Origin of the sequence: Flavobacterium sp. UBA4854 (assembly GCF_002399805.1) — a bacterium.
Lineage (GTDB): Bacteria > Bacteroidota > Bacteroidia > Flavobacteriales > Flavobacteriaceae > Flavobacterium > Flavobacterium ginsengisoli.
Genome location: NZ_DHEI01000164.1, coordinates 25,068 through 36,821 on the forward strand (window position 1 = coordinate 25,068; position 11,754 = coordinate 36,821).

13 protein-coding genes are annotated in these 11,754 nt (G+C 33.0%); 4 read left to right on the forward strand and 9 right to left on the reverse strand.

Features of this window, described 5'->3' with window-relative positions; translation table 11 throughout:
• Positions 1 to 109 precede the first annotated feature (109 nt).
• Positions 110 to 667 carry a TlpA family protein disulfide reductase gene (locus B3J44_RS23965; protein ID WP_286972047.1) on the forward strand — a complete coding sequence of 186 codons (558 nt, stop codon included), beginning with the start codon at positions 110 to 112 and terminating at the stop codon, positions 665 to 667.
• Positions 668 to 670: 3 nt separating this feature from the next.
• Here B3J44_RS23965 and B3J44_RS23970 read toward each other — a convergent pair whose 3' ends face one another.
• From B3J44_RS23970 to rnpA, 4 genes are all read right to left on the reverse strand, one after another.
• Positions 671 to 1,474 (reverse strand): OmpA family protein, encoded by an 804-nt coding sequence (locus tag B3J44_RS23970; RefSeq protein ID WP_286972048.1) that lies wholly within the window; start codon positions 1,472 to 1,474, stop codon positions 671 to 673.
• 3 nt (positions 1,475 to 1,477) lie between these two features.
• On the reverse strand, positions 1,478 to 3,115 hold the full coding sequence (locus B3J44_RS23975) for a S41 family peptidase (RefSeq protein WP_286972051.1): 1,638 nt from the start codon (positions 3,113 to 3,115) through the stop codon (positions 1,478 to 1,480).
• A 2-nt stretch (positions 3,116 to 3,117) separates the two neighbouring features.
• Positions 3,118 to 3,969 carry a DUF4349 domain-containing protein gene (locus tag B3J44_RS23980; protein WP_286972052.1) on the reverse strand — a complete coding sequence of 284 codons (852 nt, stop codon included), beginning with the start codon at positions 3,967 to 3,969 and terminating at the stop codon, positions 3,118 to 3,120.
• Between the two features lie 70 nt (positions 3,970 to 4,039).
• Positions 4,040 to 4,444, reverse strand: coding sequence for a ribonuclease P protein component (rnpA, locus tag B3J44_RS23985; protein ID WP_286972054.1), 405 nt, complete (start codon positions 4,442 to 4,444; stop codon positions 4,040 to 4,042).
• 125 nt (positions 4,445 to 4,569) lie between these two features.
• On the opposite strand from rnpA, the gene B3J44_RS23990 reads away from it, so the two are divergent.
• The 3 genes from B3J44_RS23990 (at position 4,570) to B3J44_RS24000 (ending at position 7,164) form a co-directional block, all read left to right on the forward strand.
• The gene (locus B3J44_RS23990; RefSeq protein WP_286972057.1) at positions 4,570 to 5,316 is read left to right on the forward strand and encodes a lysophospholipid acyltransferase family protein; all 747 of its coding nucleotides are present in this window, start codon (positions 4,570 to 4,572) and stop codon (positions 5,314 to 5,316) included.
• 45 nt (positions 5,317 to 5,361) lie between these two features.
• The gene (locus B3J44_RS23995; protein WP_286972058.1) at positions 5,362 to 6,354 is read left to right on the forward strand and encodes an acyl-ACP desaturase; all 993 of its coding nucleotides are present in this window, start codon (positions 5,362 to 5,364) and stop codon (positions 6,352 to 6,354) included.
• A 156-nt stretch (positions 6,355 to 6,510) separates the two neighbouring features.
• Positions 6,511 to 7,164 (forward strand): HD domain-containing protein, encoded by a 654-nt coding sequence (locus B3J44_RS24000; RefSeq protein WP_286972060.1) that lies wholly within the window; start codon positions 6,511 to 6,513, stop codon positions 7,162 to 7,164.
• A 365-nt stretch (positions 7,165 to 7,529) separates the two neighbouring features.
• Here the strand turns inward: B3J44_RS24000 and B3J44_RS24005 are convergent, their stop codons facing one another.
• The 5 genes from B3J44_RS24005 to B3J44_RS24030 all read right to left on the reverse strand — a co-directional run.
• Positions 7,530 to 8,456 carry an alpha/beta fold hydrolase gene (locus B3J44_RS24005; RefSeq protein WP_286972062.1) on the reverse strand — a complete coding sequence of 309 codons (927 nt, stop codon included), beginning with the start codon at positions 8,454 to 8,456 and terminating at the stop codon, positions 7,530 to 7,532.
• Positions 8,457 to 8,517: 61 nt separating this feature from the next.
• Positions 8,518 to 8,640: a hypothetical protein gene (locus B3J44_RS24010; protein ID WP_286972064.1), complete on the reverse strand. Its 123-nt coding sequence runs from the start codon at positions 8,638 to 8,640 to the stop codon at positions 8,518 to 8,520.
• A gap of 321 nt (positions 8,641 to 8,961) precedes the next feature.
• Positions 8,962 to 11,061, reverse strand: a complete 2,100-nt coding sequence (feoB, locus tag B3J44_RS24020; protein WP_286972068.1) for a ferrous iron transport protein B — start codon at positions 11,059 to 11,061, stop codon at positions 8,962 to 8,964.
• A complete protein-coding gene (locus B3J44_RS24025; protein ID WP_008465698.1) occupies positions 11,061 to 11,300 on the reverse strand; it encodes a FeoA family protein in 240 nt (79 codons plus the stop codon). Before B3J44_RS24025 ends, feoB begins: the two co-directional genes overlap by 1 nt.
• Positions 11,301 to 11,403: 103 nt before the next feature.
• A partial coding sequence (locus B3J44_RS24030; protein ID WP_286972073.1) for an SCO family protein occupies positions 11,404 to 11,754 on the reverse strand: 351 nt, incomplete at its 5' end.

The window sequence follows — 11,754 nt, forward strand, 5'->3', positions numbered from 1 at the left end:
AACGTTAGCATTCAATTTTAAAGGCTTGCAAGCTCTTTCGTTTTTTTAGCCTCTATAGCCTTATTTTTTGAATTTGATTTTTATTTAATTTTAGAAATAAAAATCAAATATGAAAAATACGTTATTGTTGTTCTTCGTCTTATTATTGTCCGGTCAGGCCTTTAGTCAGTTAAAATTGAAAGTGGGAGACAAAGCTCCTAAAATTAATATAACAGATTATCTTCAGAATACCCCAAAGGATAAAAACCTGGAAGATAAATATATTTTATTGGAGTTTTGGGCAACTTGGTGCACCACCTGTTTAGCAGAAGTTCCTAATCTTAATAAGATGCAAGAAAGGTTTAAAGACAGAACAGATTTGGTTTTTGTTTCTATTACAAATGAATCTCCAGAAAAAACAAAAAAGACTTTAGAACGGGTAAAGTTTAGTTCTATAGTTGTAAGCGACCAGACTAAAAAAGCATTAAACGATTTTGTTGTCGAAAATGAGCGTGGAGATTTTTCGATTCCTAAAACATTTTTAATTGACAATAAAGGAATTGTAAGATGGATTGGACAGCCCTATATTTTGAATGATATTGTGATTAATAAATTTTTGAAAGGAGAAGAAATTTTAGAATCCGACAATACAGTTTCAGATGTACCTGCCCCGCCAACTTTTAAATAAAACTTAGATTTTAGTAATCACAAATTCTACCCTACGATCGTAATTATCGCCTTTTCCTAACGGATATTTATTGCCGCAGCCCATATAGGTCATGCGGCTTTTTGATATTTTTTTTGATATTAAGTAATGGAAAACAGTTTTTGCGCGGTTCCAAGAAAGCCTTCTTTCTTTTGTATCTCTGTCAATTCCATCGCTATAAATTTCAGGTGTGCAACAAACATGTCCGCGAATTTCAAAATTTAAGTTTCGATGATCTTGAAGAGTTATGGCAATTTTATCTAGTTCCTTTTTAGAATTGGGAGTTAATCTGGCACTTCCAATATCAAATAAAATAGATTCTAGACAAACTTTATCTCCGACTTTTAAAATGTCTTTGAAGGAAGAATGAATTCCTTTTCCGAAACTATTTTTCTTAACAACAATTAAATCAACCCGCCGATTTCGTAGACGTGTTTCATGCAGATTTTCTACAGTATCTGCTTTTACAACAACACGTCCTTTTCCTTCTAGAATAACAATTTTACTTTGATTGAAGCCTTTTTTAACTAATAGATTCTGAATTTTATTGGCTCGATTATTAGATAATCTAAAATTATACTCATCGTTGCCGCGATCATCGCAATAGCCATAAATCTGTATAGACTCTACTTTAGAAGTGTCTATGTTCTTTATAAAGTTAGAAACCACATTGATTTGCTTTTCTGTCAAATCATACCTGTCAAATTCAAAGTAAATGGTTTCAACAGGTTTTTGCTGTGCGTTTACTGTATAAAATGAAAAAAGAATCAGGGCTAGAGGTAACTTCATTCACTACATTTTTAAAATCGTTTTATATTCTGTTTGGTTATTTAATACACTAACTGCTCTTTTAATTTCTGAATTGTTTTTTAGATAATACTGATACAAACCTTCCTGATATTGATATCTCTTAATCAATTCTTCCAAGATCATGTTTTTAATCTCTTTTTGGTTTTTATCCAGTAAAGTCGTTTCGCTTTTTTCTAAAGCATTTAACAATTGCTGATATTCGGCAGTAATCGTCTCGTCTATTTTTTCTTTTTTAGCTGCAGCTAAAGTATTTTTCAAAGCCACTTCGGTTTCGGTATCAAAAGTGATTTTGTTGGTTTTTAGGAATTGTTTAAAAGCTGCATAATCTGCATCGGTAAGAGTTGGAATCTTATCTCCTAAATTTGGATTTTTGTAATAATATGATGTAGCATAATCAAAAACGCCATCGTTTTTGGTTAAAGCAGTAGCAATCGGACTTATTTTAGTTTCTTCCAATTCGATATCTGGTAAAACTCCACCTCCGTCATAAACCGTTCTTCCTTTTCTGGTTTTAAAAGCATTGAAGTTTTTAGCTTCTGTTTTTTGAGCTACACCGTTTTTGTCTTTATGTGCATAATCCAAAGCTTGTATGCAACGGCCAGAAGGTGTGTAATATCTAGAAATGGTCACTTTCAGTTGAGTTCCATAAGTTAGATCAACAGAACGCTGTACCAAGCCTTTACCAAAACTTCTGCTTCCTAAAATAACAGCACGATCCAAATCTTGTAAAGCACCCGAAACAATTTCAGATGCCGAAGCACTTCTTCCGTTTACTAAAATTGCTAACGGAATTTCAGTATCTATCGGTTCTTTCTGCGTTTTATAAGTGTTATTGTGTTTTTCAATTCTAGATTTAGTCGTTACAATAACTTCATTCTTCGGAACAAATAAATTACAGATATCAATTGCTTCGTTTAATAAACCTCCTGGATTTCCTCTTAAATCCAAAACAATTTGTTTGGCCCCGTCAGCTTTTAATTTCTCAAGAGCGTCTTTCACTTCGGCAGAAGCTTTTCTGCTAAAATGCGCCAAAACAATATATCCTGTTTTATCATCAATTTTTCCGTAAAAAGGAACCGATTTAATATCAACTTCATCCAAAACCAAAACTGTGGTGCTTGGTTTTCCTTGACGTAGATATTTGATGTTGATTTTAGTATTTTTTGTTCCTTTCAATAATTGAGAAGCATCGTCCTTAAAATCGGCAATCAAAACATCACCGATTTGGATAATTTCGTCTCCTGCTTTAAGTCCTGCTTTATCTGCCGGATAATTTTTATAAGGTTCACGAACAATTAGACGGTCGTTTTTTCTAGAAATCAAAGCGCCAATTCCGGTATATTCTCCAGTATTATTGATTTTAAAGTTAACAACATCTTGCTCGTTAAAATAAACCGTGTACGGATCCAGACTTGCCAACATGCTTTTGATCGCTTTATCCATCAAATCTCCTGGATTCGTTTCGTCAACATAATTGGTATTTACGGCCTTGAACAAAGTCGTGAAAATTTCGATCTGTTTGGCAATTTCAAAAAAATCTTCTCTAAAACTGGTTCCAACAAACAACATTCCCGCCGCAGCGACTGGTATAATAAATTTCTTCTTGAAATACGGATACATGATTATTCTTTTTTTCTTCTTTTTAATCTTTTTCTAATAAAATAGGCAAATACAACAAATAAAATGACAAACGGCCAAGCGCTTAATAATGAAAGCAATAAATCGGACAATGTATAAAATCCAGATTCAATTGCGCTCCAAAGTTTAGAGCCGTAAGATATTTTGACACCCTCTTTTTCAGGTATTGTTTTATAAAATTCAATAGTGATTGTACTTTCAGATACTCTACTTTCTAAATATTTCAGCTGACCTTCTTTGGATTCTATTTCTTCACGAATAGTTGAAATTTGTTCTTCAATCTCTAAAATCTCACTAACCTTATTGGCTTTCTTTAAAATTTCTAGATAACGTTCTTCTAGTTTTTTCTTTGTTTTTAATCTTGAAGTCAGATCAATATATTGTTCTGTAACATCTTGTGCGGAGATATTTTTAACTTCAAAATACGAAACACCTTTCGAAACATCATTTATAAAACGGTCAAAATTCTGACTCGGCACTTTTATAGTAAGATTTCTAAAAAGAGTTGCAAAATCTTTTCCTTCAGAATCGTTTATAATTCTAGCCTTATTATTTGCAATAGCTTTTTGAATTTGAGCGAATGAATTTTCTAAATTATCGGTTTCAAATTTTAAAGTTGCTTCTTTTATAATTTTTTGTTCGACTTGTTGATCTACCTTCTGAGGTGGAGGCGGAGGTGCTTGCATTGGATCTGCTTGTCGGTCATAAGAGACGCTTTCTGCTTTTGCAGGCATTTTAACCGAAGAAATGATTACATTTTCATCAGCCGAAGCTCCAGTTTTGCTACAGCCAGAAAGAACTAAAATAAAAACAACTAAAAGGAGAAGATGTCGCATAAAATTTCAATTTAGAGCTAAAACTACGATTTTTTTGTCTAACTTGATTAATAATCTTACGTTTTGAAATTTACGCTTCTGTTTTTGTTTCAGAATCCAGAGGTTTGTTAATTTGAGTTGCAAATTTCTCAAATAACTGAATCATTTTGGTATTGATTTCATCATAAGACAAACGGTCTTTGGTTTGATAAAAAAGCATTATCGAATACGGCTGATCTAGATGATCCAAAAGCAAATGTTTGTTCAATCGATACGTTTCTCTCAAAACTCTTTTAAAATAATTTCGATCAACGGCTTTCTTGAAGTATTTCTTTGAAACTGAAACACCTATCTTGGTTTGTTCTTCTGAATTTGCTTCGACCTGACGGTAAACCAAACGAAGCGGATATTTAGATACCGATTTCCCTTCAGAAAATAGTAATCCAATCGTAGTTTTGCTTTTTAAACGCTCGTTTTTAGGGTAAGTAAAGTTCATTTAATTCAGAAAAAATTTGCAAATTCTAGTGCAAAGGTACAATTAAACCATAAAAACAGTTATTGTTTTCAATTTTAATAAGTCTAAAAATATATTTACTACTTTTGCGCATTAATTTTTGAAGCATGGAAAAAATTATTTCTTATCCAATATCGGTAATTTACTATTTATTATTTGGTTTATGTTTGGTTGTTTTTCACCCAATTCAATGGATTTGTTTAAATGTTTTTGGATACCAAGCTCACAAAAAAAGTGTTGATTATTTAAATTTCTGCCTTTTAAAATGTACAAACCTTGTTGGAACAAGATATACGATTGAAGGGGTAGACACGGTTCCCAAAGGTGTGCCAATCATTTTTGTGGCAAATCACCAAAGTATGTACGATATCGTGGCAATGATTTGGTACTTTAGACGTTTTCATTGTAAATTTGTAAGTAAGAAGGAGTTAGGTAGCGGAATTCCAAGTGTTTCTTATAATTTGAAACACGGAGGATCTGTCCTAATTGACCGAAAAGACCCTAAACAAGCGATACCAGTTATCAAAGGCTTGTCTGAATATATCGAAAAAAACACAAGATCTGCCGTTATCTTTCCAGAAGGGACAAGAAGTAAAACGGGAGTACCAAAAGAATTTGCGCAAAGCGGTTTAAAGATTTTATGCAAATATGCACCATCTGCATACGTTGTGCCCGTGAGTATCAATAATTCTTGGAAAATGGTAAAATTTGGTTTTTTTCCTGTTGGTTTAGGAAATCATCTGAAGTTTACAGCTCATCCAGCTTTAGCTGTCAAAGATTACAAGTTTGAAGAGCTGATGGAGATTACTGAAAAAGCAGTTAAAGAAGGAATAAATGAATATAAACAGGTTTAAGTTTTAGTCCGAGCTAAAATGTAAAACCCAAATCTATAATAAGTAATGTCTATAAAAAACATTAGATTAGAAGTAATGCAGTTTTTGGAAAAAAACGTGGATAGCTTCGTTGAACAGTATTTAATTCCAGTGGAAAAAATTTGGCAGCCGTCGGATTTCTTACCAAATTCTCAAGGAGAAAACTTCTTTGAAGAGGTAAAAGAATTACGCGAAATTGCTAAAGAGCTTCCGTACGATTTCTGGGTTACGCTTGTTGGTGACACCATCACTGAGGAAGCTTTGCCTACATATGAGTCTTGGTTAATGGATGTTGAAGGTGTAAACCAAGTAGAAAATGGTGGAAACGGTTGGTCTAAATGGATCCGTCAATGGACCGGAGAAGAAAACCGTCACGGAGATCTTTTGAATAAATACTTGTATTTGTCTGGTCGTGTAAACATGCGTGAAATCGAAATGACGACACAGCATTTGATCAACGACGGTTTTGATATTGGAACTGGATCTGATCCTTACAAAAACTTTGTATACACTAGTTTCCAAGAATTAGCAACTTATGTTTCGCATAATAGAGTAGCGCAAATGGCTAAGAAATTTGGCGATAACAAGTTGTCTAAAATGTGTAAAATGATTGCAGGTGATGAAATGCGTCACCACCACGCATACAGCGAATTTGTTACTAGAATTTTCCAAGTTGATCCAAGCGAAATGATGTTGGCGTTTCAATACATGATGAAACAAAAAATCGTTATGCCGGCTCACTTCTTAAGAGAATCTGGTCAAAAAATAAGCACAGCTTTCGAACAATTCTCAGATTCGGCACAACGTATTGGTGTTTACACAGCAAACGATTATGTTGAAATCATGCAGAAATTAATCAACAAATGGGAAATTGACAAAATTACCAATTTGAATGACGAAGCAGAAAAAGCACGTGATTACTTAATGAAATTGCCAGCACGTATGGCTAAAATCTCTGAAAGAATCGTGATTCCTAAAGAATCTCATATCTTTAAGTGGGTTGAACCAGCGAGACTTTAAATCTTAGATTTTAGATTTCTGATTTTAGATTGGAATTTAGAATTTTTAGATTGAAATTTAAAAAAGCAACATTGTTGCTTTAAAACATATTGTTGATTGTTGGAGAATTAAAATTTTCAACAATCAACTTTTTTTATAAACCGTAAAAACTTCTGTATGAGCGATTCAGCATTGATTATTAAAACTATTGCTTTTGTTAAAGAAAAACTAAACGATGCCGAAGGTGGACACGATTGGTTTCATATAGAACGTGTTTTTAAAAATGCTCTTTTGATTGCCAAAGAAACAGAATGTGATCTTATAGTGGTGCAATTGGGTGCTTTATTGCATGATATTGCCGATAGCAAATTTCATAACGGAGATGAAACTATTGGACCGAAAACAGCAAGAGCGTTTTTAGAAGCCGAAAATGTTTCTGAGGACATAATTGCACATGTTGTTAATATCATTGAAAATATCTCTTATAAAGGCGGAAATTTCGAAAGAAAGTTCTCTTCGGTCGAGTTGGATGTTGTTCAAGATGCAGATCGCTTAGATGCAATTGGAGCAATTGGCGTTGCAAGAGCTTTCAATTATGGTGGATTTAAGAATAGGGCTTTATATAATCCAGAAATTGCTCCTGTTACCAATATGACAAAAGAGGAATATAAAAACAACAACGCTCCAACGATAAACCATTTCTATGAAAAGCTTTTGTTGTTAAAAGATAAAATGAATACCCAAAAAGGAAAAGAAATCGCTGCCGAAAGACATCGTTTTATGGAAACTTTCCTCGCTCAGTTTTATGCAGAATGGGAAGGGTTGAAGTAGATTTCATTTAGATATAAAAAGAAAAACGGCTCTAATCTAGAGCCGTTTTTTATTTGGTGATGAATTTCTCTATAGAGAGACTTATTCAGATTTATAATCTCGATTTTAAAAAACACATAATTATAAAAGCGCATAAGAATCCTATTGAAAACCACAATAACTTTGTAATGCTATTATTTCTAATCATTTCCCTTTTTTCAAACCTTGTCATTTTGAATGTATTTTAAACAGTTCAAAAGTAATTTTATAGAGGGTAATGATTATGCCAAGAAAAGTCTTTAAACCATTACAATAAGACAATTTTCTTTCAGTATTAGTCTTCCGTTCTAGTTATAAGTCTTTCTTCTAGCTTCTTTCATCTTTTCTTATTTAACTTTCTGAACAAATTTTTGAATTGTATTCTTAAACTCTTTATTCTGCTCATAATACAAAATATGCCCGCCGTTAATAATTTTAACTTCTTGGTTTGGAAATTTAAACAAACGATAATGTTCTGGGCCAATATTGTTATCTTCTGTTCCAGAAACTATTAGTGTTGGAACTTTTATAGAAGCGGTCTCTTTAGTAAAATCATTAAAATATATCGGGCCGCTTAATGCATTTTGTGCAAATGAAGAGTTTCTTTTTTCGCTGTTATCAATGCTGTCTAGTTTTTCAACAGTTGCTTTATTGTCTGATAATATTTTATAATCAAGATTGGCTTTTTTAATTTGCTGTTTAGCTTCAAAAAAAGTATTTAATATTGAATCTTTGCCTTTCACAGGGAAATCTTTTCCTAAAGTTTTACCCATAAAAGCAATTTGATTCAAAAGAGAATCGTTAATATCTAGCGTGGCATTCAATAGAATTAAACCTTTTACATGTTGAGGATATTTCTCGGCATATTTGGTGGCTAAAATTCCTCCGAATGAATGTCCGATTACAAATACTTTATCTGTTTTAAGATAAACTCGAATTTCTTCAATATCAGCAATCATTCTGTCCATGCTGTAATTGTTATCTGCAGAAGATCCTGAGCGGCCGCATCCTCTTTGATCGTAATAACACATTTTGAGTTTATCTTCTAAAACATTGCCGCCAAATTCTTCAAACGACTTGCTCCAAGCGCCAGGACCGCCATGTACAAAAATGCAGACATCTCCTTTTCCTGAAACTTTCAAAAATAAAGGAACTCCGTCTGAAGTTAGGAAAGTATTATTTGAATTTTGTTTTGCATCTGTTTTTGTTTGAGAAATTCCGCTCTGAGCAAAACATAAAAATAGAAAGAAAAATAAAGGAGTTTTTAGATTCATTTGAAAGTTTTTTTTGCTGTTTTAATATGATAAAAGTATAATTAAAACAGCAGAGAAAAAACTAATGATTGGTTTTCATTGTAAAATAGGTAATAATCACTGCGCAGAAAAAACCTATTGCAAACCACAATAATCGGGCAACTCTATTATCCCGAATTACTTCCATTCTATCTTCTGGTGTCATCTTTAAATATATTTAGATGCCAAAATTAATTTTAGAAAATATACTAACATGCTATTTTAAGTTTTTAAAACAACAGAATAAGACATTTTTTCTCATAAAAAAAGCTTCAAATAGAAATCAAAATCTACTTGAAGCTTTTAGCATTTAGTCTTAGTACCTTAGAATCTTAGCATTTTAGAACCTTAAAATTACGAACATCCACAATCGGTTCCGCTGCCGCAATCTTTTTTCTTTTTAGATTTAAAGAAGAATTTTTTGATTAGGAAAGCAACCGCTAATCCTAATATCGCAAAGGCTATAATTTCTTGAAACATAACTTTTTTATTTTAAAAGTTGATACGCAATTAATGCGGCAAAATAAGCCAATCCGCTCATGAAAACTAACTGCATTGCAGGCCATTTCCACGAATTGGTTTCTTTTTTTGTAATGGCCAATGTACTGGCACATTGCATAGCAAAAGCATAAAATAACAATAAAGAAATTCCTGTTGCAAAGTCAAATACTTTTTTTCCAGTATCTGGGCGAACTTCTGCTTGCATTTTGCTTTTTATGGTCGATTCGTTATCAGTATCTCCAACGCTGTAAATAGTCGCCAAAGTTCCAACGAAAACTTCACGCGCAGCAAACGAACTAATCAAGGCAATTCCGATTTTCCAATCGTAACCCAAAGGCTGAATTACTGGTTCAATCGCGCGTCCCATTAATCCGATATAAGAATTCTCTAATTTTTGAGAATTAACTTCATTTTCGAATTGTGTTTCGTCTAAAGTTGTATTGGCAAATCTTTCTTTTACAATAGTTTCTGCTTCGTTGAATTCTTTTCCTGGTCCGTAAGAAGCTAAGAACCATAATATAATCGAAATGGCAAGAATGATTTTTCCTGCTCCAGCAATAAATGCTTTCGTTTTTTCTACCACATTGATTCCGACGTTTTTGAAAAGAGGCATTTTATAGCTTGGCATTTCAACCACAAAATAAGTTTTAGATTCTAATTTTAAAACTTTATTCAAAATATAGGCAGATAAAATTGCAGCAAAAAAGCCTAAAACATAAAGTGCCATTAGTGTTAATCCTTGAACATTTAGAAATCCGAAAATACGTTTGCTAGGAACAACAAGTGAAATAATAATCGCATAAACGGGTAATCTAGCAGAACAAGTAGTAAATGGCGTTACTAAAATCGTAATAAGACGTTCTTTCCAGTTCTCAATGTTTCTAGTTGCCATAATTGCCGGAATCGCACAAGCTGTTCCAGAAATCAAAGGCACGACACTTTTTCCTGAAAGCCCAAACTTACGCATGATTTTATCCATCAAAAACACCACACGGCTCATATATCCGCTCTCTTCTAAAATCGAAATGAATAAGAACAATACGGCAATTTGCGGAATGAAAATAACGACTCCGCCAATTCCCGGAATAATTCCTTGCGAAAGCAAATCGGTTAAAATACCGCTTGGCAATTCTTCTGCAACCCAGCTGCTTAATGAAGCAAAAGTGCTGTCAATGAAATCCATCGGAATAGTTGACCAGCTGAAAATCGATTGGAAAATCAAAAATAAGATCGCAAAGAAAATGAAATAGCCCCAAACTTTGTGAGTTAAAACGCGATCCAGTTTTGCACGAATATCATTTGCCATTGAAGCATCGACCTTTAAACCTTCTTTTAAAACATCATTGATAAACTGATATCTTTTAATGGTTTCTTTTTGCTGTAAGCGTTTTAATTCTGAATGCGATTTGGTAAATGTGCTTCTGATTTCATTTCGATCTAAATTCAAGAAATTGACATCTTGCGTAATTACCAGCCACAATTTGTACATTAATTGATTTGGAAATGCTTTTTGTAATTTTTCAAAGTATTCAGGATCAATTACAGAGGCATTTAGACAAGGCTCACTCGGAATTGTTTTATAAGAAACAATTAGTTCTTTTAATTCTTCAATTCCTAAACCTTTGCGCGAACTTACTAAAGCAATTTTTGTTTTTAGTTTGTCTTCTAAATGCGGAATATCTAAAGAGATTCCTTTGCGTTCCATACGATCTGACATGTTGATGACCAAAATCGTTGGAATTTCAAGATCTTTTATCTGTGTGTAGATTAGCAGATTTCGTTTCAGATTTTCGACATCTGTTACAACAACTGCTACATCTGGATATAATTTATCGTTTTTGTTTAGCAAAAGCTCGATTACCACACTTTCGTCCATCGAACTTGCATTCAAGCTATACGTTCCAGGTAGGTCTAGAATATTCGCTTTTACGTTATTTGGTAATTTACAGAATCCGATTTTCTTCTCAACCGTAATTCCAGGATAATTTCCGACTTGTTGGTTAAGACCTGTTAATTGATTGAAAACAGAAGTTTTTCCTGTATTAGGATTTCCGATAAGGGCAACATTAATATTCTGAACACTCATTACAAATTGGTTTTGATAAGTTCAACTTCAATTTCACGAGCTGTTTCTATACGAATTGCAACATGAGAACCATTAATATCTAAATATAACGGATCGCCAAAAGGTGCAACTTGAAGCAATTCAACTAAGCTGCCAGGAAGACAACCCATTTCTAATAATTTAAGTGGAATAAGATCGATATCAAAATCTTTGATAATGGCTTTTTCGCCTTTTTTCAGAGTGTGTATTGTATTTTGCAAGCTTATTTAGATTGAATTTAGATTGCAAAAGTAGGCAATTATTCTTTATTTCAAGGCATTTAACACTTCGACAAATGCTAAATGTTTCTAAAAATAAGGGATTTTACTCTTGAGACAAGAATTCGATGTCTTCTAAAAGGCGTTTTATATCTTCTTTATTTGTTCCATCATAAAAACCTCTAACGCGGCGTTTTTGATCGACCAAAACAAAATTCTCGGTATGCACCATATCATAAAGCTGATCTGGTCTTCCTAATTTAACAGCCAAGTAAGATTTTCTGGCCATAGTGTAGATTTCTTTTTTATCGCCAGTAACCAAATTCCATTTGCTGTCTACAACATGATGTTTTATAGCATATTCTTTTAAAACCGAAACACTGTCTACTTCTGGAAAAACAGTATGAGACAACAGCATTACTTTCGGATTATTTAAAACAGCTTTTTGAACCTCTTC

Coding starts and splice junctions, on each gene's coding strand:
- B3J44_RS23975 (WP_286972051.1), bottom strand. CDS start 3,115: ATGTATCCGTATTTCAAGAAGAAATTTATTATACCAGTCGCTGCGGCG.
- rnpA (WP_286972054.1), bottom strand. CDS start 4,444: ATGAACTTTACTTACCCTAAAAACGAGCGTTTAAAAAGCAAAACTACG.
- B3J44_RS23995 (WP_286972058.1), top strand. CDS start 5,362: ATGTCTATAAAAAACATTAGATTAGAAGTAATGCAGTTTTTGGAAAAA.
- B3J44_RS23965 (WP_286972047.1), top strand. CDS start 110: ATGAAAAATACGTTATTGTTGTTCTTCGTCTTATTATTGTCCGGTCAG.
- B3J44_RS24000 (WP_286972060.1), top strand. CDS start 6,511: ATGAGCGATTCAGCATTGATTATTAAAACTATTGCTTTTGTTAAAGAA.
- feoB (WP_286972068.1), bottom strand. CDS start 11,061: ATGAGTGTTCAGAATATTAATGTTGCCCTTATCGGAAATCCTAATACA.
- B3J44_RS23980 (WP_286972052.1), bottom strand. CDS start 3,969: ATGCGACATCTTCTCCTTTTAGTTGTTTTTATTTTAGTTCTTTCTGGC.
- B3J44_RS23990 (WP_286972057.1), top strand. CDS start 4,570: ATGGAAAAAATTATTTCTTATCCAATATCGGTAATTTACTATTTATTA.
- B3J44_RS23970 (WP_286972048.1), bottom strand. CDS start 1,474: ATGAAGTTACCTCTAGCCCTGATTCTTTTTTCATTTTATACAGTAAAC.
- B3J44_RS24010 (WP_286972064.1), bottom strand. CDS start 8,640: ATGACACCAGAAGATAGAATGGAAGTAATTCGGGATAATAGAGTTGCC.
- B3J44_RS24005 (WP_286972062.1), bottom strand. CDS start 8,456: ATGAATCTAAAAACTCCTTTATTTTTCTTTCTATTTTTATGTTTTGCT.